At 70.5% G+C, this 22,930-nt stretch carries 17 protein-coding genes; 12 read left to right on the top strand and 5 right to left on the bottom strand.

Features of this window, described 5'->3' with window-relative positions; all coding sequences use genetic code 11:
• Positions 1 to 16: 16 nt before the first annotated feature.
• The 4 genes from ACXDC7_RS00085 (at position 17) to ACXDC7_RS00070 (ending at position 3,674) form a co-directional block, all read left to right on the top strand.
• A complete protein-coding gene (locus tag ACXDC7_RS00085; RefSeq protein ID WP_343045935.1) occupies positions 17 to 1,504 on the top strand; it encodes a molybdopterin-dependent oxidoreductase in 1,488 nt (495 codons plus the stop codon).
• Between the two features lie 89 nt (positions 1,505 to 1,593).
• Positions 1,594 to 2,259: a fasciclin domain-containing protein gene (locus ACXDC7_RS00080; protein WP_179445407.1), complete on the top strand. Its 666-nt coding sequence runs from the start codon at positions 1,594 to 1,596 to the stop codon at positions 2,257 to 2,259.
• A 24-nt stretch (positions 2,260 to 2,283) separates the two neighbouring features.
• Positions 2,284 to 2,907, top strand: coding sequence for an ECF RNA polymerase sigma factor SigK (sigK, locus tag ACXDC7_RS00075; RefSeq protein ID WP_179445408.1), 624 nt, complete (start codon positions 2,284 to 2,286; stop codon positions 2,905 to 2,907).
• Complete coding sequence (locus ACXDC7_RS00070) at positions 2,907 to 3,674, top strand: anti-sigma factor (RefSeq protein ID WP_459220773.1); 768 nt, start codon at positions 2,907 to 2,909, stop codon at positions 3,672 to 3,674. The genes sigK and ACXDC7_RS00070 overlap by 1 nt, the downstream gene beginning before the upstream one ends.
• A gap of 69 nt (positions 3,675 to 3,743) precedes the next feature.
• Here ACXDC7_RS00070 and ACXDC7_RS00065 read toward each other — a convergent pair whose 3' ends face one another.
• From ACXDC7_RS00065 to ACXDC7_RS00055, 3 genes are all read right to left on the bottom strand, one after another.
• Complete coding sequence (locus ACXDC7_RS00065; RefSeq protein ID WP_179445410.1) at positions 3,744 to 4,838, bottom strand: ABC transporter ATP-binding protein; 1,095 nt, start codon at positions 4,836 to 4,838, stop codon at positions 3,744 to 3,746.
• Positions 4,839 to 5,016: 178 nt separating this feature from the next.
• Positions 5,017 to 6,387: an L-serine ammonia-lyase gene (locus tag ACXDC7_RS00060; RefSeq protein ID WP_459220772.1), complete on the bottom strand. Its 1,371-nt coding sequence runs from the start codon at positions 6,385 to 6,387 to the stop codon at positions 5,017 to 5,019.
• Positions 6,384 to 8,705, bottom strand: coding sequence for an SDR family NAD(P)-dependent oxidoreductase (locus ACXDC7_RS00055; protein ID WP_459220771.1), 2,322 nt, complete (start codon positions 8,703 to 8,705; stop codon positions 6,384 to 6,386). The genes ACXDC7_RS00060 and ACXDC7_RS00055 overlap by 4 nt, the downstream gene beginning before the upstream one ends.
• A 183-nt stretch (positions 8,706 to 8,888) precedes the next feature.
• Here ACXDC7_RS00055 and ACXDC7_RS00050 point away from each other — a divergent pair, with 183 nt between their 5' ends.
• Together ACXDC7_RS00050 and ACXDC7_RS00045 are read left to right on the top strand one after the other, a co-directional pair.
• Positions 8,889 to 9,893 (top strand): AraC family transcriptional regulator ligand-binding domain-containing protein, encoded by a 1,005-nt coding sequence (locus ACXDC7_RS00050; protein WP_179445413.1) that lies wholly within the window; start codon positions 8,889 to 8,891, stop codon positions 9,891 to 9,893.
• Between the two features lie 31 nt (positions 9,894 to 9,924).
• On the top strand, positions 9,925 to 10,281 hold the full coding sequence (locus ACXDC7_RS00045) for a nuclear transport factor 2 family protein (protein WP_179445414.1): 357 nt from the start codon (positions 9,925 to 9,927) through the stop codon (positions 10,279 to 10,281).
• On the opposite strand, the gene ACXDC7_RS00040 is transcribed toward ACXDC7_RS00045, so the two are convergent.
• Positions 10,282 to 12,129, bottom strand: coding sequence for an ABC transporter ATP-binding protein (locus ACXDC7_RS00040; RefSeq protein ID WP_179445415.1), 1,848 nt, complete (start codon positions 12,127 to 12,129; stop codon positions 10,282 to 10,284).
• Positions 12,130 to 12,245: 116 nt separating this feature from the next.
• Here ACXDC7_RS00040 and ACXDC7_RS00035 point away from each other — a divergent pair, with 116 nt between their 5' ends.
• The 6 genes from ACXDC7_RS00035 to ACXDC7_RS00010 all read left to right on the top strand — a co-directional run bounded on the left by ACXDC7_RS00035 (position 12,246) and on the right by ACXDC7_RS00010 (position 21,989).
• Positions 12,246 to 12,689 carry a MarR family winged helix-turn-helix transcriptional regulator gene (locus tag ACXDC7_RS00035; RefSeq protein ID WP_459220770.1) on the top strand — a complete coding sequence of 148 codons (444 nt, stop codon included), beginning with the start codon at positions 12,246 to 12,248 and terminating at the stop codon, positions 12,687 to 12,689.
• Positions 12,690 to 12,803: 114 nt separating this feature from the next.
• Positions 12,804 to 13,829 (top strand): L-threonine 3-dehydrogenase, encoded by a 1,026-nt coding sequence (gene tdh / locus ACXDC7_RS00030; protein ID WP_459220769.1) that lies wholly within the window; start codon positions 12,804 to 12,806, stop codon positions 13,827 to 13,829.
• Positions 13,830 to 13,949: 120 nt separating this feature from the next.
• A complete protein-coding gene (locus ACXDC7_RS00025) occupies positions 13,950 to 16,268 on the top strand; it encodes a PhoX family protein (RefSeq protein WP_459220768.1) in 2,319 nt (772 codons plus the stop codon).
• A 546-nt stretch (positions 16,269 to 16,814) separates the two neighbouring features.
• A complete protein-coding gene (locus tag ACXDC7_RS00020; RefSeq protein WP_459220767.1) occupies positions 16,815 to 17,990 on the top strand; it encodes an AfsR/SARP family transcriptional regulator in 1,176 nt (391 codons plus the stop codon).
• On the top strand, positions 17,987 to 18,844 hold the full coding sequence (locus ACXDC7_RS00015) for a 4'-phosphopantetheinyl transferase family protein (RefSeq protein ID WP_459220766.1): 858 nt from the start codon (positions 17,987 to 17,989) through the stop codon (positions 18,842 to 18,844). Before ACXDC7_RS00020 ends, ACXDC7_RS00015 begins: the two co-directional genes overlap by 4 nt.
• A gap of 130 nt (positions 18,845 to 18,974) precedes the next feature.
• Entirely contained in the window at positions 18,975 to 21,989 is a 3,015-nt protein-coding gene (locus ACXDC7_RS00010; protein WP_459220765.1) for a BTAD domain-containing putative transcriptional regulator, read from the top strand.
• Here the strand turns inward: ACXDC7_RS00010 and ACXDC7_RS00005 are convergent.
• Complete coding sequence (locus ACXDC7_RS00005) at positions 21,909 to 22,619, bottom strand: hypothetical protein (protein ID WP_459220764.1); 711 nt, start codon at positions 22,617 to 22,619, stop codon at positions 21,909 to 21,911. The genes ACXDC7_RS00010 and ACXDC7_RS00005 overlap by 81 nt on opposite strands.
• Between the last annotated feature and the right edge of the window lie 311 nt (positions 22,620 to 22,930).

Here is a 22,930-nt window from a genome sequence, read left to right as displayed (position 1 = left end):
CGCGGCGACCGGTGTCGTGGCGGCAGCATTCGCCGTGGCCGCCGGCCAGTTGACGGCCGCGCTGGTACGCCCGGGCGCCGGGCCGCTGACCGTGGTCGGGGCCACCCTGATCGACGCCGCCCCGACGCCGGCCAAGGAGTTCGCGGTCCGCACGCTCGGCACCGCCGACAAGCCGGTCCTGATCGCCGCCGTGTTCGTGGTGCTGCTCGGGGCCGCGTTCGCGATCGGGCTGGCCGGCCCGCGGCACCCGCGCGGCGCCGCGGCCGCCGTCGCGGCGCTCGGCGCGATCCCGCTGGTCCTGGCGCTGGCGCGGCCGGGTGCCACGGGCTGGGACGCGGTGCCGTCGCTGGTCACGCTCGTCGTGGGCGTGGCCGGATTCTCGCTGCTGCTGCGCCGGCTCCGGCGGAGTGCGGGCGATGACCGCGCGGTTGCGGCGCTCGGCCGGGAGCGGCGAACAATGCTGGTGGCGCTGGGTGTGGGCGGGGTGTTGGCGGCCGGGGGGCTGGCCGGGTCGGGGGCGATCGGGTCGCGGGCCCGCGGGTCCGGGCCCGGCCGGGGGCCACTGCCGACACCCACGGAGCCCGCCCCGGCGCCACCTCCCGGCGCGCAACTGCCGGGCATGACGCCGTTTCGCACCTCGATCGAGGACTTCTACCGCGTCGACATCGCGTTGGTCACGCCGAGCCGCGACCCCGGGGACTGGCAGTTGACGATCGACGGCATGGTGGACCGGCCGCTCACCCTGAGTTATGACGACCTGCTGCGGTTGCCGATGATCGAGCGCGACATCACCCTGACCTGCGTGTCCAACGAGGTGGGCGGGCCCTATGTCGGCACGGCGCGCTGGCTGGGCGTACCGTTCACCGAGATCATCGAGCGGGTCGGCGTACAGCCCGGCGTGGACCAGGTATTCAGCCACTCCTTCGACAACGGCTACACCTGCTCCACGCCGTACGCCGCGGTCAGCGACGGCCGCGACGCGATGATCGTCGTCGGGATGAACGGCGAGGTGCTGCCCGACAAGAACGGCTTCCCCGCCCGGATGCTGGTGCCGGGCCTGTTCGGCTACGTGTCGGCCACCAAGTGGCTGGAACGGATCGAGTTCACCCGCTACGACCGCGCCACCGCGTACTGGACGGAACGCGGTTGGGCCACCGAGGCGCCGATCCTGACCCAGAGCCGGATCGATGTTCCGCGCTCGCTCGGCAAGCTCGACCCCACTGCGCCCGTGCTGGCCGGGGTGGCCTGGGCCCAGCACCGGGGGATCGCGCGGGTGGAGGTGCAGATCGACGACGGGCCGTGGCGCCCGGCCCGGCTCGCCGACGACGCCGGGATCGACCTGTGGCGCCAGTGGTACCTGCCCTTCGACGGAGCGCCCGGGCGTCACCGGGCGCGGGTCCGCGCCACCGACGGGACCGGCCGGACCCAACCCGAGGAGCGCACCGGGGTGTTCCCCGACGGCGCCCGCGGCTGGCACGAGATCCAGTTCGTGATGCCGGAATGATCATCGGCGAAAGATCATCGCGAATCGACCAATCCGGATCCCGACCCGCTCCGAACCATGATCAGGAAACCTGGAAAGGGAAACTCATCATGATCAAGTCTTCGATTGCCCTGCGTCGCGGTCTGCTCGGACTCGGCGCCGCCGCCGTCCTCGTCGCCGGCGCGGCCTGCGGCAACATGAACGCCGCCGGTCCGACACAGACCGGCGCCCCCAGCGCCAGCTCGCAGCCGGAGGCGACCACCGGGTCGTCGCCGTCGTCGGCGCAGACCGGAGCGGCGGCCGCCGAGCCGTTCGGCCCGGCGTGCTCGGCCATCCCGAAGAGCGGCGCGGGATCCTTCGACGGCATGTCGACCGCACCGGTCGCCACCGCCGCCAGCAACAACCCGGAGCTGTCCACCCTGGTCAGCGCCGTCAAGGAGGCGAAGCTCGTCGACACCTTGAACAATGCCGAGGACATCACGGTGTTCGCGCCGGCCAACTCGGCCTTCGAGAAGCTCGACAAGAAGACGCTGGACAAGGCGATGGGCGATCCGAGCGGGCTGCTCACCAATGTGTTGACCATGCACGTGGTGCAGGGCCGGCTCACGCCCGACGAGCTGGCCGGCGAGCACGAGACGCTCAACCCGGAGCAGAAGGTGAAGGTCGAGGGGAGCGGCGAGAGCTTCACGGTGAACGGCGCGAAGGTCGTCTGCGGCAACGTGCAGACCGCGAACGCGACCGTCTACATCATCGACGGCGTACTGCTGCCGCAGTGATCACGTCGTGCGAGGCTTGAGGCCATGACGGACGGATCGGCCGGCCGGGAGACCATCTCGGCCGGCCGGCACCTGCGATCGGTGCCGGACGAAGGGGCGGATCTGCCCGAGCTGCTGGACCGCGCCGCGCGCGGCCAGCAGGAGGCGTTCGCGACGCTGTACGACCGGACCAGTCCGCGAATCTTCGGGCTCGTGCAGCGGATCGTCCGCTCGCCGGAGCAGGCCGCCGAGGTGACCCAGGAGGTCTATCTCGAAGCATGGCGGCTCTCGGCCCGCTACGACCCCGCGCGGGGCAGCGTGGCGGCCTGGCTGACCACGATCGCCCATCGACGGGCGGTCGATCGGGTACGCGCGGCGCAGGCGGCCACCGTCCGCGACGACGCCGACGCCCGGGCCGCCACCGCGGCCCGGGACACGCGCCCCGACCAGGTCTGGGACCACGTCGACGCGCGGCTCGACGCCGAGCGGGTACGCCGGGCCATGGGGTCGCTGACCGAACTGCAGCGCGAGGCGCTGGTGTTGACCTACTTCGGCGGTTACACCCAGCGGGAGGTCGCCACGATGCTGAAGCTGCCGCTCGGGACGGCGAAGACCCGGATTCGCGATGCCCTGATCGGCATGCGCGACGCGTTGGAGGTGCAGGGGTGATGGACAGCAGGCAGACGAGTGACGCCGAGCCCGCGATCTGCGGGCTGGTCGGGGCGTACGCCGTGGACGCGCTCGAGCCGGCCGACCAGGCCAGGTTCGAGCGGCACCTCGATGAGTGCGAGGACTGCCGACGCGAGCTCGGCGAGTTCCGCGAGCTACTGGCCGACAGCACCGCGGCGGTCGCCGAGCCGCCGCCGGCCCAGGTCCGGGAGCGGGTGCTGGAGGGCATCGAGCAGATCCGGCCGCTGCCCCCCGTGGGGCCTCCGCCGACCGCGCCGACGCCCGTCGTCTCCGGCGACGGGGCGCGGGCCGATCGGTTCCGTCGGCGGCGCTGGCTGCGCCCGCTCGCTGCCGCGGCGGCCATCCTCGTCGCGTTCGGTGCGGGAGTTGCGGGCGGCCTTGCGCTGGAGCGGCAGACCGCGGTCGTTGCCGCGCGGCAGGACGAGGCGCTGACCGCGCCGGACAGCCGCATCCTCGCGGTGCAACTGCCCGGCGGGGGCCGGGGCGCCTTCGTCGTCTCGCGCCAGCAGGGCCAGGCGCTGTTCGTCGGCTCGGATCTGCCGGACCCGGGCGCCGGGCGTACCTATCAGTTGTGGACGATCGATCGCGCGGGCCGCCCGATCCCGGACGCCCTGGTCGCGGGCGGGAACTCGCGGGTGGTGATGAACGCCCCCGTCGATGCGGGGACGACCGCGCTCGCGGTCACCGTCGAACCGGCCGGCGGCTCCCCGGCCCCGACCACCGAACCGGTGGTCGCCGCGCTCTGAACGCCGTCCGGAATCACCGTCGCCGGTCGGGCGCCGCCGGTCCCGGCGACGCTCGACCGGACGCGGTTCTCAGGCGGAGAGGCGATCCCCGCTCTGCTGGGAGAACACGTGCACCTGCGCCGGGTCGACCCCGAGGCGGATGGTGCTGCCGCGCTCCGGCGGGCGCCGCGAGGAGATCCGGGCCACCACCTGCGGGGCGGTGAGCTGCTTCTCGGCCGAGAGCCCGGCCGGCGTGCCGTACAGGTAGGCGTCCGCGCCCAACTCCTCCACGACGGCGACGTCGAGAGCGATGCCCTGATCGGCGACGGCGAAGTTCTCGGGGCGGATGCCGAGGACGAGATTCTCCTCGCCGCCGGCCCGGTCCAGCACCTCGCGGGACACGGGGACGACGTAGTCGCCGACCTCGACGCCGCCCTCGGTGACCCGGCCCTCGAGCAGGTTCATCGCGGGGGAGCCGATGAAGCCCGCCACGAACAGGTTCTTCGGCTTGTCGTAGAGCGCGAGCGGGCTGTCCACCTGCTGCAGCAGGCCGTCCTTGAGCACCGCGACCCGGTCGCCCATCGTCATGGCCTCGACCTGGTCGTGGGTGACGTAGACGGTGGTGACGCCGAGCCGGGACTGCAGCGCGGCGATCTGGGTACGCGTGGAGACGCGCAGCTTGGCGTCCAGGTTGGACAGCGGCTCGTCCATCAAGAAGACCTGCGGCTGGCGGACGATCGCGCGGCCCATGGCGACGCGCTGGCGCTGACCGCCGGACAGGGCCTTGGGCTTGCGGGCCAGGAAGTCCTCCAGGCCGAGCAGCTTGGCGGCCTCGAGCACGCGCTTGTCGCGCTCGGCCTTGGGCACGTTCTGCATCTTCAGGGCGAAGCCCATGTTGTCCGCGACGGTCATGTGCGGATACAGCGCGTAGTTCTGGAACACCATCGCGATGTCCCGGTCCTTCGGCGGGAGGTCGGTGACGTCGCGGTCGCCGATCGAGATGGTGCCCGCGTTCACCTCCTCCAGGCCGGCGAGCATCCGCAGCGCGGTCGACTTGCCGGAACCCGACGGGCCCACGAGCACCATGAACTCGCCGTCGCCGATGTCCAGGCTGAACTTGTCGACGGCGGGGGTGTCCGAACCCGGGTAGACGCGCGTGGCGTCATCGAAACTGACTGTGGCCATTGCCGAAACATTCCTTCCACGGGCAGGTACGTGCCCGACGATCCTTGGTGGCAGGGGGGGGTGTGCCGGACGTCCTCGTTGACGTGCACAGCTACCGATGTCCGGCATTCTGCCCGGCCGACTCAGGGTACGCCTGCCGGCCCGTCAGGTTGTGACCAACCTGTGATCCAGGCCACGTTCAGCACTCGACGATGTTCACGGCGAGCCCGCCGCGCGCCGTCTCCTTGTACTTCACCTTCATGTCCGCACCCGTCTGCATCATCGTCTTGATCACCTTGTCCAGGCTGACGGTGTGCGCCCCGTCGCCGTGCAGGGCCAGCCGCGCGGCCGTGATCGCCTTGACCGAGGCCACGGCATTGCGTTCGATGCACGGGATCTGGACCAGGCCGCCGACCGGATCGCAGGTCAACCCGAGATGGTGCTCCATGCCGATTTCCGCGGCGTTCTCCACCTGCTCGGGGCTGCCGCCGAGGATCTCGGCCAGGGCGCCCGCCGCCATCGAACACGCCGTGCCGACCTCGCCCTGGCAGCCCACCTCGGCGCCGGAGATCGAGGCGGTCTGCTGGTAGATCGAGCCCAGCGCCCCGGCGACCAGCAGGAATCTGATGATCGACTCGTCATCGGTCCCGGGCACGAACCGGTCCACATAGTGCAGCACCGCCGGGATGATGCCCGCGGCGCCATTGGTGGGGGCGGTCACCACCCGGCCGCCGGAGGCGTTCTCCTCGTTCACCGCCAGCGCCCACAGGGTCACCCAGTCCATGGCCGCCAGCGGGTCGGCGCCCTCGCCGCCGTCGGCCAGCCGCCGGTGCAGTTCCGCGGCGCGGCGGCGTACCCGAAGGCCACCGGGGAGCACACCCGGCGTACCGCAGCCCTTGTCGACACAGCCGCGCATCACCGCCCAGATCCGCAACAGCCCGGCGCGCACCTGCTCCTGCGGCCGGCGGGCGCATTCGTTGGCGAGGGCGAGCTCGCTGATCGACAGGCCGTGCTCGGTGCACAGCGCGAGCAGTTCGGTGCCGGTCCGGAACGGGTAGGGGATCGGCGTCGGGTCGGGCGCGAGCGTGGGCTGTCCGGAGCCGTCGTCGTCGAGGACGAAGCCGCCGCCGATCGAGTAGTAGGTGCGCTCGGCGACCACCTCCTCGCCCGCGCGGGCGGTGAACGTCATCCCGTTCGGGTGGAACGGCAGCGAGCGACGCCGGTGCAGGATCAGGTCCTGATCGGCGTCGAAGGCGATCGGGTGGGTGCCGGCGAGCGTCAACTTGCCGGTCTCGCGGATCTCGGCGGTACGCCCGGGCGCCGCGTCGGTGTCAACGGTCTCGGGCTGTTCGCCGGTCAGGCCGAGCAGCACGGCGGGCTCGGAGCCGTGTCCGTGGCCGGTGGCGCCGAGGCTGCCGAACAGCTCGGCGCGGACCCGGGTGACCCGGTCGAGGTGACCGTCCGCGGCCAGGGATTCGGCGAACCGGGCGGCCGCCCGCATCGGCCCGACGGTGTGCGAGCTCGACGGTCCGATGCCGATCTTGAACAGGTCGAACACGCTGACGCTCATTGCTCCAGTGTGCCCGAGTCGAGAACCGCGTTCCCCCTGATCTCCTCGGTGGTCTTGCGGTCGATCCCGGCGTACAGGCGATGGTAGACGGACCCGGTCAGCCGCGCGAAGATGTCGGGGAGCCAGGCGTCCATGCCGATCAGGATCCGGGCTCGGCCCTGGCGCACCCCGCGCAGGATGATCCGGGCGGCGTCCTCGGCGGTGGTCGGCGCGAGCTGCTCGTCGAACAGGGCGGCGGCTCTGGCCTGGTCGATGCCCGCGGCGACGGTGGCATTGCGCGCGATGGCGGTCTGGATGCCGCCGGGAAAGACGCAGGAGACCTTGACATGTGGGTGGTTGGCGAGCATCTCGATCCGCAGCGACTCGGTGAAGCCGCGGACGGCGAACTTTGCCGCGCTGTAGGCGCTCTGGCCGCCGGCGGCGATCAGTCCGAACGACGACGAGGTGTTCACGATATGCGCGTCGCGGGCGGCGATCAGGTGCGGCAGGAAGGCCTTGGTTCCGCTCACCACGCCCCAGAAGTCCACGTCCATCAGCCGGTCGTAGACGGCGAGGTCGGTCTGCTCGACCGGCCCGTGGTGGGCGATGCCGGCATTGTTGAACACCAGGTTGACCGCGCCGTGCTCCGCGACGACATCGGCTGCGAAGGCCCGTACCTCGTCGCGCTCGGCCACGTTCACGACCGCATGGTGCGTCTGCGCGCCGATCGCCAGGGCCAGCCGTGCGGTCTCGGCCAGGCCGGCCGGGTCGCGGTCGCACAACGAGAGTGCGGCCCCGCGGCGGGCGAGCTCGAGCGCCAGCGCGCGGCCCATCCCCGACCCGGCGCCGGTCACCACGGCGACGCGTCCGGCGTACTCCTGCCGGGCGGGTTTGCCAGACCCCGTCGCCGCGCTGCCCGGCGTCTCGGGTGGCCGGGACGGGTGGGACCAACCCTGCGCGGCGATGATCTTGTCCGCGGCTGCGACGAAGGCCTCGGAGTCGACGTAGCCATGGTGGCGCGGGGAGTCGGTGAAGCGCAGACCACCGGTCAGGTCCGGGCGTTCGGTTGCAATCCGATGCCGGAAGCGTGCCGCCGCGGCCGGGGCCCGATCCTCGTCGAGCAAGTGGCTCGCGATCATGGCCGCGGCGGTGTCGAAGAGGAAGAACCCCGCCGAATTGCTCTCTCCGAGTCCTAGCAGGAACAGGCCTCGGAACCGGCGGGAGAAGGTACCCAGATACAGCTCGTCGTCGCCGATCCCGCCGAAATATGCCTCGGCGTAGGGCACGCGGGGCTCGTAGCCGGTCGCTGCGATGATCGTGTCGAACTGCGCCCGGCTGGCGTCGACGAACTCGACGCTGGTGCCGTCGATCCGGGCCAGGTCGGGCTTGGCGATCACATTGCCGTGGGCGAGTGCATCGATGATCTGGGTACCGATGATCGGGTGGGAGTCGAGCAGATGGTGGTCGGGCTTCTGCAGCCCGAAGCGCCGCACGTCGCCGACGCTGAGACGCAGCGCGAGCTCGGCGAAGGCACGCCGGACCCTGCGCGGCAGCCGAGCGAAGGCGCCGTCGGCGATGTCGGTGGGTACGCCGGCGATGTGCTTGGGCACCACCCAGTAGCCGCGGCGCGCACTCAGTACACAGCCGGGGCTCACCCGACCGATGTCGGCGGCGATGTCACAACCGGAATTGCCCGCCCCGATCACCAGGGTTCGCCGACCAGCGAACTCGGTCGGGTTGCGGAAGCGCTGGGCCGGCATCACCTCGCCCGCGAAGTCGTCGAGGATGCCGGGCAGCCGCGGATGCCACTGGGCGCCGCTGGCACAGACCAGTGCACGGAACCGGTATGTCGTGGTGGTCCCGGGGTTCCCGACCGGTGCGGTGGTGACCAGCCAGTGGCCGTCGGCGTCCTGCTCGACCCGGTGCACCGCGACGCCGAAGGAGATGTCGGCGGTCAGGGCGTAGCGCCGTGCAAAGGAGTCGAGGTAGGCGAGGACCTGCCGGTGGCCCGGGTAGTCGGGATAGGTGCTCGGCATCGGGTGACGCAGGAAGGCCGAGGTGTCCCGGCTGGAGATGAAGTGGGCCGAGTCGTACATCGGTCCGTCGGCGCGTTCGATGTCCCAGATGCCACCGATGCGATGGTGGCGCTCGAACTGGGCGTAGGGAATGCCGCGCTCGGCCAGGGCGCGGGCCATCGCCAGCCCGGCCGGGCCGGCGCCGACGATGCCGACGGTGTCGCGACGGTCGACCACGCCCGGATCGCCCCCCGATACGGGCTCGCCCCGGACCTTCGCGGCCGTCGCGGTCACTCGTTCGCTCTCGACCGGTGGTGTGGTCATTGCTCGCCCTCCGTCGGCCCATGTCGTCGCCGACCCTTGTTCGGCCTGGTCACCCAAGGTCTGACTGATCTCTCACGCTACGCAGTGGTGGTCGCGTTCGTGAGGACAGCTGCGGCCGTCCAGCGGACCACAGCGGCCACAGGTCTGAGCGACGGTTACCCATTCGGGTCTAGGTTTGGCTCAGTGAGTGCCCGCATCGTCGATCCCGACATCGTCCGGCTGACCGACCAGGTGGGCGCGGCGCACGGGTTCGACCTGGGCCCGGCGCTCGCCGGCGCGGGCCTGTCGCATCCGCTGCTGGCGCTGCCGGACCTGCGACTGACCGCGGCGCAGGCGTGCGCCTTCCTGGCCGGCGCACGCGACATCTCCGGCCGCGCGGATCTCGGGCTGATCGTCGGTGCCGGCCAGACCGTCACCAGTTGGGGCGTTCTCGGGCTGGCGATGCTGTCGGCGAGTTCGCTGGAGCTGGCCGTGCGAACCGGGATGACATACCGCGCGCTGGCCGGCGCGCTGACGGACATCGAGACGCGGGTCGGCGCCAGCGGGCTGTCGCTCGTCGTTCGGCCCTACCCGGAATTGGCGCCGGTCGAGCGGTTCGTGGTCGAGGAGTTGTTCGCCAGCGTGGTCGGGCTGCTGCGGGTGGCGCTCGGTCCGGCAATCGCGGTGCGGGCCGAGTTTGCCTTTGCCGCGCCGCAGGATCCGGCGCTGGCCCGCGAACTGTTCGGCGACGGGGTCCGGCACGACCGTGAGGTGTCCTCGCTCATCTTGTCGCGCCGGCTGCTCGATCGCCCGCTGCCGACCACCGACCCGCTGTGCCACCGGCGGATGACGGAGTTGCTCGATGCCCAACTCGCGGCGCGGCGTGGCGTGCACGGTCTGGTCGGTCAGGTCGAGGACCACGTCCGAGGGCGGCTGGCCATGGTTCCGACGATGGCGAGAACCGCGGCCGTGCTGCACCTCAGCGAGCGGACCCTGCGGCGGCGGCTCGCCGAGGCAGGCACCACCTTCCAGGGGATCGTCGATGCCGTGCGGCGCGAACGCGCGTACGTGATGTTGATCAACTCCGACGCCTCGCTGCCGGCGATCGCGCGGGCCTGCGGTCTCGGCGACGAGCGGAGCCTGCGCCGGGCGGTGCAGCGCTGGTTCGGGCGGTCGGCGTCTGCGCTGCGCACGCCGGATGCGGTCTAATGGGCACATCGCGACGGTGAGGAGGACGGCGATGGCCGAGGTGGAGGAACGGGTTCGCCACTACTACCCGACGGTCGATTCCGGCGATGCGGAGGCGGTGGCGGCGCTGTTCGCCGAGGACGCCGTCTACGCCCGCCCGGGATATCAGCCGCTGCGCGGTCGCGCGGCGATCCTGGCCTTCTACACCGGCGACCGGGTGATCGCGGAGGGGCGGCACACCGTCGATCGGGTCCTGGTCGCGGGCGGTCGCGCCGCGGTACAGGGCCGCTTCGACGGCGTGCTCAAGGACGGCAGCGAGGTCGCGGTCGAGTTTGCCGACTTCTTCGACGTCGACGACGCGGGCGCGTTCACCGAGCGGACCACCTACTTCTACGCGCCGCTGGTCTGATCAGGCGGCAACCAGTGCCGGCTGCTGGGCGCGGAGCAGCTCGGCGTACCGGCCGTCGCGGTTGATCAACTCATCGTGCGTGCCGAGCTCGACGACCTTCCCATGATCAAGAACCATGATCAGGTCGGCATCGCGGATCGTGGACAGCCGGTGCGCGATGGTGATCGTGGTACGCCCGTGCGAGAGCTCGTCCAGCGCCGCCTGCACGGCCCGCTCGGTGGTGTTGTCCAGGGCGGAGGTCGCCTCGTCCAGCACCAGCACGGCGGGATCGCGCAGGATGGTCCGGGCCAGCGCGATCCGCTGCTTCTCTCCGCCGGAGAACCGGTAGCCGCGGGCGCCGACGATGGTGTGATAGCCCTTCGGCAGTTCCATGATCATCTCGTGCACCTGGGCCGCCCGAGCGGCCCCGACGAGCTCGTCGTCGGTGGCGTCCGGTCGCGCATGGCGCAGGTTGTCGGCGATCGAGGCGTGCAGCAGATAGGTGTCCTGGGACACGACGCCGACCAGCTCGGCGACATTCTCCAGGGTCAGCTCGCGAAGATCGACACCGTCGATCCGCACGCCGCCGGTGGTCGGGTCGTGCAGGCGGGAGACCAGCCCGGCCAGCGTCGACTTGCCCGAACCGGTCGAGCCGACCACCGCCAGGGTCGAGCCGGCCGGGATGGTCAGGTCGATCCCGGTGAGGGCCTCGCCGTCGGCGTCCGGATAGGCGTACGACACGTCGTCGAAGGTCACTTCGCCGCGGGCGTGGCGCGGATCGAGGTGCTTCGGTTCGTCCGGGTCGGTGATCGTCACGGGCAGGTCGAGGTACTCGAAGATCCGCGAGAACAGGGCGAGCGAGGAGTTCACCTGGACGGTGACGCTGAGCACCCCCATCAGCGGGCGGAACAGGCCGGCCTGCAGGGCGGTGAACGCGACCAGCGTACCGATCGAGATGCCGGCGCCGGTCGCCGGCAGACCGGCGATCAGATAGATCAGCGCGGGGATCGCGGCAAAGATCACCGACAGGGTGGCCATCCGCCAGCGGCCGGCGAGCTGGGAGCGCAGTTCCAGCTCGGTCAGGGTTTCGGACGACTCGGCGAACCGTCGGGAGAGCTGGTTGCCCGATCCCAGGGTCTTGGACAACTGCACCCCGGAGACCGACAGCGACTCCTCGATCTGGGTCTGCAGGTCGGCGAGCTTGCGCTGTGCCTGCATCGTCACCTCGCGCCGCATCTGCGACACCTTGCGGGTGAACCAGACGGCCGGCGGCAGCACGATCAGGCTGAGCAGCGAGAGCTGCCAGGACAGGGCGAGCATCGCGATCGCGGTGCCGATCACGGTGGTGACATTGGTGGCGATCGAGGTTGCCGTGGTGGTGACCACCGATTGCATGCCGTTGATGTCGTTGGTCAGCCGCGACTGGACCTCGCCGCCGCGAGTGCGGGTGAAGAAGTCCAGCGGCAGCCGCTGCAGATGCGCGAAGACCCTGGTCCGAAGGCCATGCATGACCCGCTGGCCGACGATGGTCGACTGCCAGGTCTGGATCACGCCGAAGATCGCATTGATCACCGCGACGCCGAGCATCGCGCCGACCAGTCCCAGCAGCAGCGGCACGTCGTGCTCGGGGAGGGCCCGATCGAAGAGGGCCCGGGTGAGGAACGGGGTGGCCAGTCCGACGACGGACGAGGCAATGATCAGAACGGTGACGATCCCGAGGCGGGCCCGGTGCGGCCCGAAGAGGGCCGCGACGCGGCGCAGGCTCACGGGGTGTTCGTCGAGCTGGCGCCGGTCGGCCTCGCTCAGTCGGCGGCCGGGGCCGCCGCCGGGGCCGTCCGGCCGGTGCGGGTGGGTGTCGGGGGCTGCCATGGGCGTACCTCCCTTCCGTGGGAAAGATCCGGCCTTCCGGGGGAGGAAGATCCGGGCGAAGACATGATGAGGTTACCTCACTATCTGGTAACCACACCAATCGCTAGGATATTCCCGTGTCCCGAACCGATGAGCGTGGCGACGACGAGCCGTCGCTCGGCCGGCTGGTGATGCTCGCCGCCCGCCGAGTGCGCGAGGCGCGGGTGGCGGCGTTCGAGCCCTACGGCCTGGCGGCCCACCAGGCGCGCGCCTTCCTGGTCGTGCTGCGCTGGAGCGCCGGCGAACTGCGGCTGTCCCGGCTGGCCGAGCGGCTGCACATCGCGCCGCGCTCGGTGACCGAGGTCGTCGATGCGCTGGAGGAGAAGGGGCTGGTACGCCGATCTCCCAGCCCCACCGACCGCCGGGCCACCGTCGTCGAGCCGACCGAGGCCGGCCGCGAGCTCGGTCACAAGTTGAAGCGCGGCGAGCTGACCGGCGGCGACTCGACGGTGTTCGCGGCCCTCACCGAGACCGAGCGGGGTACCCTCACCCGCCTGCTGGCCAAGGTGGTTGATGCCTGAGCCTGCCCCTCCGTGTGGGTTGGACGTAGCGCTGGAGCCAGAAGGCAGTTGCGACCGTGGCCTGCGGCTCCCCATTAAGGTGGTGCGGCTGCAAGGACGAGCGAGAGGGGCGCGATGAAGGCGCTGGTGAAGCGCGGCCCCGAGCCGGGCCTGGAGCTGGCCGAGGTGCCGGAGCCGGTGATCGGACCGTCCGATGTGTTGGTCCGGGTCGCCGCGACCGGCATCTGTGGCACCGATCTGCACATCGAGGCCTGGGACGACTGGGCCGCCGGCGCGGTACGCGCGCCGCTCGTGGTGGGGCACGAGTTCGCCGGCGACGTCGTCGAGGTGGGCTCGGCGGTCACGGAGGTACGCGTCGGCGACTTCGTCTCCGGGGAGGGGCATCTGGTCTGCGGACGCTGCCGCAACTGCCGCGCCGGGCGCCGCCAGCTCTGCCAGAACACACGCGGCATCGGCGTACACGTCGACGGGGCGTTCGCCGAGTACGTCGCGATCCCGGCCGGCAACGCCTGGGTGCACAAGATCGAGATCGATCCCGGCGTCGCCGCGATCTTCGACCCCTTCGGCAATGCCGTGCACACCGCGCTCGCCTTTCCCTGTCTCGGCGAGGACGTGCTGGTCACCGGCGCGGGCCCGATCGGCATCCTCGCGGCGATGGTCGCCAGACACGCCGGCGCCCGACATGTGGCGATCACCGATCTGTCCGAGGCCAGGCTCGATCTTGCCCGGCGGCTCGGGGTGAGCAGGGCGGTGCGGGCAGAGCCGGGAGCCGTCCGCGGGCTGTTCGCCGAGCTGGAGATGGCCGAGGGATTCGACGTCGGGCTGGAGATGTCGGGCAGCGGCGCGGCACTGCGGGAGATGATCGACGCGATGACCCACGGTGGCCGGATCGCGATGCTCGGCCTGCCGAGCCGCGAGATCAGCATCGACTTTGCTGAGATCGTCCTGAAGATGTTGACGCTCAAGGGCATCTACGGCCGGGAGATGTTCGAGACCTGGTACGCCATGAGCGTGCTGCTGCAGAGCGGGTTGGACATCTCCGGCGTGATCACCGATCGGGTGCCCTACGCCGACTGGCCGACCGCCTTCGCAGCCGCCAGGGACGGGGATTCCGGCAAGGTGATCATGACCTGGCGCTGACCCCGGACCGCCGCGGGATTTCGTCGTCTGGTGTTCACCTCGCGTTCGCCGGGCCGCCGCCCGGGGGCGGGAGCGTTGCTGTGTACCGGAACTCATTTTTAATAAGGAGAACCTAAGAACATGGCCACGCCGACCCGTCGAAAACTGCTCCCGCTCTTCACGTCCGAGGCGCACGGCGGGCGCCGCTCGTCGCTGACCTGCAAGATGCGCTGCGGGGATGCCTGCTTCCACGAGGTGCCCAACAAGTCCGACAACCCCTACCTGGGCGACATCATCGGTTCGATGTCGCGGCGCGGCCTGCTCAAGGCGGGCATGGTGGTCGGCGGCGCAGCGGCGCTGGGCGTTGCCTTCGACGCGACGGTGCGCCCGCGTACCGCACTCGCCGATGCGCGGCCCGGAATCGCCTGGGATGCGATCTCGCCGTCGACCGCCGATGCGGTGGTCGTGCCCGAGGGCTATGAGCAGCGGGTCGTCATCGCCTGGGGCGACAAGCTGTTCAGCTCGGCGCCGGACTTCGACCCGGCCAACCAGACCGCGGCGGCGCAGGTCGAACAGTTCGGCTACAACAGCGATTTCCTGGGCTTCCTCGAGATCGACGAGGAGACCGACCTGTTGGTGAACAACCACGAGTACACCGACGAATACATCATGTTCCCGGGTTACGACCCGGAGAACCCGACCGAGGAGCAGGTCAAGATCGCCTGGGCCGCGCACGGCCTGTCGATCGTCGCGGTACGCCGTCCCGAGGGCGACACCGGCCCCCTGGAGCCGGTCGTCGACCACCAGCTCAACCGCCGCCTGCACACCGGAACCGAGTTCGAGCTGACCGGCGCGGCCGCGGGCCACGAGTTGCTGCAGACCTCGATCGACCCGAGCGGCACCCGGGTCAACGGCACCCTGAACAATTGCTCGGGCGGCCTGACCCCTTGGGGTACGTGGCTGACCGCGGAGGAGAACTTCAACCAGTACTTCGCCAATGCCGAGCAGATCACCGATGAGGTGACCGCGGAGCGGCTCGCCCGCTACGGCATCTCGGGCGGCGCGACCGAGCGCAAGTGGGAGCGCTACGACGACCGCTTCGATCTGACCAAGGAGCCGAACGAGGTCAACAAGTTCGGCTGGGTCGTCGAGATCGACCCGTTCGATCCCGACAGCACGCCGAAGAAGCGGACCGGCCTCGGCCGGTTCAAGCACGAGGCGGCAACCATCCGGATCACCGAGGACGGTCGCGCGGCCGCCTACACCGGTGACGACGAGCGCTTCGACTACTTCTACAAGTTCATCTCCGCGGGTCAGGCCGGCGTCGGCTGCCTCGAGGAGGGCGACCTCTACGTGGCGCGGTTCACCGGCAACTCGCCGGAGAGCGAGATCGACGGCTCGGGCGAGCTGCCCGCGGACGGCAAGTTCGACGGCACGGGCGAGTGGCTGCCGCTGGTGGTGGGTGGCGAGTCCAAGGTCGAGGGGATGAGCGTCGAGGAGGTGTTGATCTTCACCCGGCTCGCCGCCGACAAGGTCGGTGCGACGAAGATGGACCGCCCCGAGGACGCCGAGCCGAACCCGGTCACCGGTCACGTGTTCATCGCCCTGACCAACAACAGCCGCCGCGAGGGCGACCAGGTCGACGAGGCGAACCCGCGCCCGGAGAACAAGGACGGCCACGTCCTGGAGCTGATAGAGGACGGCAACGACTCGGGCGCCCTGACCTTCGCCTGGAACCTGTTCCTGGTCTGTGGCGTGCCCGACGATCCGACGAGCTACTTCGCCGGGTTCGACAAGTCGCAGGTCTCGCCGATCTCCTGCCCGGACAATGTCACCTTCGACAGCTTCGGCAACCTGTGGATCTCCACCGACGGGCAGCCGTCGTCGCTGGGCCACAACGACGGGCTGTTCGCGGTGCCCACCGAGGGTCCGGATCGCGGCAAGGTGCAGCAGTTCCTGTCGGTGCCGGTGGCGGCCGAAACCTGTGGGCCGTGGGTCGTCGGCGACGGCAGCGGCCGCATCTGCGTGGCCGTGCAGCACCCGGGTGAGAGCGACGATGCGAGCTTCGAGCAGCCGTCGTCGAACTGGCCCGACGGTGGCGACTCGGTGCCGCGGCCCGCCGTGGTCGCGGTCTGGCCGACGGTTCGGCCGACCCCGAGCGCCTCGCCGACCGCGTCGCCGAGTGGCACCGCCTCGCCGAGCGCGAGCGGTTCGCCGACGGCCTCGCCGAGTGCTTCCGGATCCCCGAGTGCTTCCGGATCCCCGAGTGATTCGGGTACGCCGAGTGCTTCGGGTACGCCGGGCGCGCCCGGGCCCGCGGCGCCGGGCGGGAACGGCACCGGCGCCCGCCCGCCGCTGGCCGACACCGGTGGCGAGACCGGCGGTGCCGTGCTCGCCGGCCTGGCGGCGATCGCGGGCGGCATCGCCGCCCTGCGCAACCGCGGCCGCGGGGGCGAGTGATCTCTGCGACGGGCTGAATCCGGGCCGCGGGGACACCACTCCGCGGTGCCGGGTTCAGCCCGTCGCTTCTTCGTGACGCCCGATTCCGGGCCGTCCGGTTCTTCTCGGAGTTGGTACGCCGCAGCGCCTCGCCCGGCGCCCCGCCGACATCTCTGATGATCATCGTCGCCCGTCACCGTACCGGTGGGTACGGGCTCGCCCGAGCGCCGGCGGTCGCCGCGGTACCGGTTGAAGATGATCATGGATTGGTGATCTTGGTCGCGGCGCGCCGGCCGCCTTCCTCACCGCTGGCCGAACGGCCCATCCCGCTGGCTGCGGACGACCCGGTGCGGTCGGACCCGCTCGTTCCGGATCCGCCGTCAATCATCCGACGATTGCTGCCTGCACGACGAAAGCGACGCCGTCGATCCGGCGATCGATCCGGCACGGCTATATCCGATACCTCGTCGGTACCGATCGGTGCACCCGGCTCTCGGTGCCCGGCAGGTACCCCGGCTCTGCACACTGACCGGGACATGTCGCTACGACGGACGAGAGAGCGAAGAGATGCGTACCGAGATCAACCTGATGGGTCGGCTGACCGTCCAACGCAACGGGAATGTTCACCACCTGTCGTCACCTCAGGCCCGGGTGGCATTTGCCCGGCTGGCCCTTGCCGGTCCGAATGGCGTTCTACGAGACGAGCTGGGCGAAACGATCTGGCCCTTCGAACTGCCCGCGACCTGGGCCTCCGCGCTCAGATCGCTGATCAGCCGACTGCGCACCTTCGTAGGAAGCTGGCGCCCCGAGATCGCGGAGCCCATCGTGCTCAGTTGTGGCCGCTACGTTCTCGACCTCGGCCCGGCGGCCGATGAGGAGATCGTCGTCGACGTTCGACGCGCACACCACCTGGTCGCGGCGGCACGGACCGCTCTCGCCGACGAAGCGAACGCCGAGGCCGCCGCGTTCGTCGACGAATCGCTGCGCTGCTTGAGGTTCCAGTTCATGGCCGAGCACGACGGCGAATGGGTGGGCGAGCAGCGCGACGTCCTGACCGCCCTGCGCATCGCGGCAATGGAGCTCGGCTATCGGGCCGCGATGGCCGAACATGATCATCCCCGCGCGGTCCGAATCGCGAAGGAGACGATCGCGGTTGCCCCGGATCGGGAAAGCGCGTACCGCGACCTGATGTCCGCGCACAAGGCGGTCGGGAACCGGGCCGAGGCGCTGCACGAGTACCGGCGTCTACAGACCATCCTGTCCGAGGAGTTGGGCGTCGATCCCTCCCCCGAGACCGAACTCGTCTACCTCGACCTGCTGGGGCGGGCCGCCCGGCCGACGGGGTCGGACTCGTCCCCCGCCGACAGCCGGTCGAACGGGCGGTCCGCTCCGCTGGGCTCGAGTTCGCGTGGCGCTGGCGGCCGGGCGGCCGCCTCGTCGCAGCGGAGCCGTCGAACGGTGGTCACGGCACGAAGCGCGCCGGGCCGGACGGGGGCGCCGCGGGTCTCCCACGCCGAGGTCCTGGGCGCCGTCAGCGTTCTTCTCCGCGCGGGTGCGCTGCAGCCGATCCGGACATCGAGCGCCGGGCGCGGAGAGCGCCACCCGGGCCTGCTGTTGCATGACGCCGTCGCCAAGGACGCCATGCGCAGCCACCCCGATCTGTACTGGGCCGACGGTTCCGCGCTCCGGCAACCGGCAGCCGATCGACGTATTCAGGCCCCCGGGGTGGGCCTGAAGCGATGACATCGGCCGTCGCGGACGCCGGTCGGCCCTCGGCCGAGCAACGCCGGCGGCTGTCGGGTCCGCGCAGCGTCGGCGCGGCATCCCTGTTCGACCGGATCCTTCCGGACGCGGTGGTGACGGCGGCCGCCACTGCCGATGATCCGACGCCCGAGGTCTCGCTGGGACCGGGACCCGAACCCGGCTGGTTGGCCCGAGCCGTCCCGAGCCGGCGCGCCGAGTTCGCAACCACGAGGCGTTGCGCCCAACGTGCGCTGTCGGCTTTCGGGCTGGGACACGCGACCGTCGGGCGTGGATCGCGGGGCGAACCGCTGTGGCCCGAGGGCTTTGTTGGTTCGCTCACGCACTGCCACGGATACCGTGCGGCCGCGGTCGCCCGGGCGCGGTCGGCCGCCGGCATCGGGATCGATGTCGAACCGCACAGTCAATTGCCCACGGGCGTTGCGCGGTTGACCGCCAGCGACGCCGAGTGTCGGCAATTGGACAGGCGGTGCGCGACGGACCCGCAGATTCACTGGAGGACCGTGTTCTTCAGTGCGAAGGAGGCGATATTCAAGGCCTGGTACCCGCTCACGCGGTGTGAGCTGCGATTCCGGGAGGTGGTCTTGTCGGTGGCCGCGGACGGCACGTTCAGCGGGCGTATCCTCCATCCCGCCGCCGACGTCATGCCAACGGGCGATGTGATCTCCGGGACCTGGCTGGTGATGGATGAGCTGATCTGCACAGCAGTCGTCGTGGAGCCGCAGTCCACGGCGGGTAGCGGAGTCGGGCCGCCGCCGGCGATCGGTCCGCCCGTCGTCAGCGGCCGGTTGTCCTTGTCGTCGGACGAGCCGAAAAGTGGGCCGGTGGCGCTGTAGCGTGACCGTGCGAAGGCCGCTCACAAGGCGACCTGGAACGGCACCCGAGGCCCTGTCCTGTGCTCCGAATCTCCGTCGGAGAAGGGACTCCCCGGATTTGCCGTGTCGTGACGGGGACCGAGGAGAGGGGGTGGACTCCGTGGTGGAACCCCCGAAGGTCGTGCGGCGCCGGTTGGTGGATGAGATCCGCAGATTCCGGCGCTCCGTGCTCATCGAAGCGGGCGGTGGGCTCGGCAAGACCCAATTGCTCGAGCAGTTGATCGCAGCCGACGGTGGCGTGCTGATTCGGCTGGCCCGCGACCAGCCGGCCGATCACGCGACGCTGGTCGCGGAACTCAAGGCCACCACGGGAAGCCGATCTGCGTTGGCGGACATCGCAACGGCTCGTCAGTGCCTCACCAAATCTGTCGGGTGCGGCATGCTCGCGGTGGACAACGTCGAGATGCTCACCGACGATGCCGCCGAGTGGCTCGCCGAGCTCACCCGCTGCGGCGGTTCGCTCCGGGTCCTGATCAGCAGCCGAGTACTGCCGGATCCATTGGCCGCGTTGGAGTTCCAGGGGGATGCGGAGCGATTCAACACCCAGGATCTGCTGTTCGACGAGATGGAGTCCGACACCTTGGCTCGGCTTCAACTCGGTGACGAGGACGGCCAGCGGCTCGGCCCGATGCTGCACTCGTTGTCCGGGGGTTGGGTCGCCCTGCTGCAGATCATGGTCCGACGGCTCATGCGGTCAGCCGATCGGATGGCGTCGGCGACGATGCTCGTCCAGAACTCCGACCTGATCCGCCAATTGATCGACCACTATGCCGCTGACCTGGATCATCGCGATCGGCTCCTGATGGCCCAGGTTGCCGCCTTCCCCCAGGTGAATGACCGCCTGATGGCGCACCTGGGCGAGCCAGGTCTGCTGCGCCGGCTGTTGGGGGCCGGAATCCCGTTCGCGGTGGGTGCCGACGGGTGGTCGCGGCTGTGCCAGGAGGCCAGGAACTCGCTGACGGCCACCGCCCCCCTGGACCCCGATCTGGCGCGACGCGGGGCGCCCCTACTGGTCTCGCACCGCGCCGAGGCCGCGGCTGCGACGCTCCTGGTCGAGAGCGGCCTGGCCGAGGATGCGGCCGAGCTTCTCGGGAGTCTGCCGACGTCTGGGATCAACCGGATTCCGCCGGCTGAGTTCGTCAGCCTGGTGGCGAGCCTCGGACGGGTGGCCGAGAGCTCCCCGCGGGTGTTGATGCACCTGGCCAGGGCGCATCGCAATCTGGGCCAGCTCGCCGAGGAGCGGGAAGTGATCGATTGGGCATTCCGGGTCACCCGCCGGCACAGCGATGAGCTGGCGTTGGAGGTCGAGGGCGAGCTGCTCATCCAGCGGGCGAGGCTACGCGACTCCGAAGGACTCTCCCGGGTCGTGGAGCTTCTCGACTCCGGGGTGCCCGAAGGTAGCCGTGCGCATGCCAGCCTGCTCGAGGCGCTCGGCATGTTCCTCGCGCTGACTCCGGACGGCGGAACCCTGCGGCGGGCCGAGGATGCCATGCGACAGGCGGCGATCACCTGGGGCAAGCTGGCGGAGGCGGCCCGCGCCACGGAGGCTCGGCGGAATCTCGCCACCCACGTCCTGGCTGCGTCCGGTCGGACCAAACAGGGCGCGGCGTTGTTGAACCGGCTGGCGCTCTCCAGCGAGACCGAGATCGACCGGATGCTCTGTCTGGTGGCGGAGGCACGGCTGCAGGCGCTGAGTGGCGAATCCGACCGCTCGCTCGAGATGCTCGAGGAAGCCACCTCGCTCGCGGATCTGCTCGGCATCGACTGGGTCCCGGGACATGCGGCATGGACGCGGATGATCATCGCGGCCAACCGTGGCGACGGCTCGATGACCCTGCGTGAGCTCGCCATCGCGACTGCCCACCTGGGGCAACTGATCAACGACGGCGGCGGGTTGCTGTTCCTCTGCGAGGCAGCCGATGCCTGCGCCATGGTGGGTGCCCAGGGGTCGTCCAACCGGTTGCTGGAGGAGGCACGTGATCATCGGGTCGAGGATCCGACGCTCGTGACGATGACCGAGGCCTTCCTCGGAGCACGACAGGGCGAGCCGCAGGCCGGCGCGGCCCTGCAGCAGATGCTCGAGGCAGGGGACATTCCGCCGGGCGCCCGGTGGAAGGCCGAACTGCTGACGGGCTACGTGCACGACGTGGCGGGTCGCACCGCAAGTGCCGGTGCCTCGCTGGTGGCCGCCTTCGACAGGTCGGCCGGACTGGGCGTGCCCGATCTTCCCGAGCGTCGCGAGAAGCGGCTGGTCGATGTGCTCCGGGCGGGATTGCCGCACGGGCCGGTGACGACCGGGAGTGCTTCTGGCGATCAGTTCGAGGTGCGCGTGCTCGGTGAGTTCCGCATAGCTCGTGGCCGGTCGGCTCTGGTCGGTCCCGGCCGCGCCGAGCAGTTGGTGAAGTACCTCGTCCTGACCGGCGGTTCGGCCAGGGACGAGTTCATGGCCGAGCAGATGTGGCCGGGGGCGGCTCGAGGCGTCGGCCAGCGCCGGCTGAAGAACGTATTGACCCGGGTACGCCAGAGCTATCCCGGGCTGGTGGTTCGCAGCGGCTCCACGCTGAGCCTGGCCTCCTGTGTCGTCGACCTGCACCAGTTCGACGAACTTGCCCAGGCCGCAGTCACCGCACGCGGGGACGACGAGCTTCGATCGGCTCGGGCGGCGCTGGACGCCTTCGCCGGTCCGCTACTGCCAGACGATGTCGACGACGAGTTCGTCGATGTGAGGCGGGAGGCCGTTCGGCGCCGGTCGCTCGGCCTGATCGACGTCGTACTCGTCGCCGCCCTGCGCGATGGTGATCTTGGGGAGGCCGTCCGTCTCCTGGAGCGGTCGATGGCGCTGGATCCCTACGACCAGGAGCGCCCGCTGCGAGTCGCCCAGGCGTTGATCGCCGACGGCCGACTCTCCGAGGCAGGCGCACTCGCCTCCCGCGTCCTGGCGGCGGCGGAGGAGCTGGGCGTACCGCCCGCCGTGGAGTGGCAGGGGCTGTCGGCCGATCATCCGGCGCTCGGGTCGGTCGCGCCGTCAGGACAGCTTGCCGCCGGCTACGCCGACGAGCTCGTCCACGGTTCGACACCACGAGGACAGATCGGCCGCCTGCAGTAGGCCGGTCCCAACCAGGAGCCCGCGATAGCCGGCGCGTAGCAACCGGGCGGCATCGTCGGCGCTGTCGATGCCGCTGGCGCTGACCGGGCAGCGGCTGCCCGTCGCCCTGATCTGCGACAGCAGTCGCAGGCTTCGCTCACGGTCGGGTTCGCCGCGTTCCCGCTTCCTGATGTCCTTGTTGTTCACGGCGACGATGCAACCCTCGGCGTCGGGAAGCGCCGCGATCTCGGCCTCGTCGGCGACCTCGATGAACGGGGTGAGGCCAAGGTCATGTGCCTTCTCGACCAGCCGCGCCATTGCTCGGTCCGGCAGGAGGGTTGCGGTCAGCAGCACCGCGGACGCCCCGGCGTCGCGTGAGGCAACGAGCTGGGAGGAATTCGTGAAGAAGTCCTTGTGCAGGATTGGGAGATCGGTGCAGGAGACCACCTCGTCCAGCAGATCTCGATCCCCGCCGAACCACCGGCCGGTCACGACGGACAGACACGGGGCCCCGGCGTCGGTGTAGGCGGCGACGATCTGTGCCGAGGTCCGGCCCCGGAACAGTTCCTCGCCGTCGGCCGAGCGTCGTTTCAGCTCCATGATCACCGGTCGTCGTGCGTTCAGTACGGCAGTCAGGAAACGACTGTCCATCGATCATCCCTCCTCGCCGGCCCGGATGAACCGGCGTGCGTGCTCACGGCGCGTGCACAGGTGTCAGTTGCCCGCGCCCGTTGCGCGGCGGCCGGGTCCCGCAACGGCTGACGCCAGTGCCGACACGGTCCCGGCCACCGCGTGCCCACGCCGTGCGAGCGGGTCGAGCGGTTCAGTTGGTCCCGACGGGTGCCGGCCGGTTCACGAGGGCGTCGATGGCGTCGACGCTGCGGAAGTTGTCCGGGTCCAGGGCCGCCTCGTCGACGGTCACGTCGAACTCGGTCTCGACCCAGGCGATGAGCTTGAGCAGG

Source organism: Naumannella huperziae, from assembly GCF_054073625.1.
Note: the sequence above shows the minus strand (reverse complement) of the source record. Positions and strands in the feature narration are given on the sequence as shown.

Bases quoted from the DNA above. Each gene is read 5' to 3' on its own strand.
- ACXDC7_RS00020 (WP_459220767.1), top strand. From the start codon at position 16,815: ATGCGTACCGAGATCAACCTGATGGGTCGGCTGACCGTCCAACGCAAC.
- ACXDC7_RS00040 (WP_179445415.1), bottom strand. From the start codon at position 12,129: ATGGCAGCCCCCGACACCCACCCGCACCGGCCGGACGGCCCCGGCGGC.
- ACXDC7_RS00080 (WP_179445407.1), top strand. From the start codon at position 1,594: ATGATCAAGTCTTCGATTGCCCTGCGTCGCGGTCTGCTCGGACTCGGC.
- ACXDC7_RS00060 (WP_459220772.1), bottom strand. From the start codon at position 6,387: ATGAGCGTCAGCGTGTTCGACCTGTTCAAGATCGGCATCGGACCGTCG.
- ACXDC7_RS00045 (WP_179445414.1), top strand. From the start codon at position 9,925: ATGGCCGAGGTGGAGGAACGGGTTCGCCACTACTACCCGACGGTCGAT.
- ACXDC7_RS00005 (WP_459220764.1), bottom strand. From the start codon at position 22,619: ATGGACAGTCGTTTCCTGACTGCCGTACTGAACGCACGACGACCGGTG.
- ACXDC7_RS00070 (WP_459220773.1), top strand. From the start codon at position 2,907: ATGGACAGCAGGCAGACGAGTGACGCCGAGCCCGCGATCTGCGGGCTG.
- tdh (WP_459220769.1), top strand. From the start codon at position 12,804: ATGAAGGCGCTGGTGAAGCGCGGCCCCGAGCCGGGCCTGGAGCTGGCC.
- sigK (WP_179445408.1), top strand. From the start codon at position 2,284: ATGACGGACGGATCGGCCGGCCGGGAGACCATCTCGGCCGGCCGGCAC.
- ACXDC7_RS00055 (WP_459220771.1), bottom strand. From the start codon at position 8,705: ATGACCACACCACCGGTCGAGAGCGAACGAGTGACCGCGACGGCCGCG.
- ACXDC7_RS00025 (WP_459220768.1), top strand. From the start codon at position 13,950: ATGGCCACGCCGACCCGTCGAAAACTGCTCCCGCTCTTCACGTCCGAG.
- ACXDC7_RS00065 (WP_179445410.1), bottom strand. From the start codon at position 4,838: ATGGCCACAGTCAGTTTCGATGACGCCACGCGCGTCTACCCGGGTTCG.
- ACXDC7_RS00015 (WP_459220766.1), top strand. From the start codon at position 17,987: ATGACATCGGCCGTCGCGGACGCCGGTCGGCCCTCGGCCGAGCAACGC.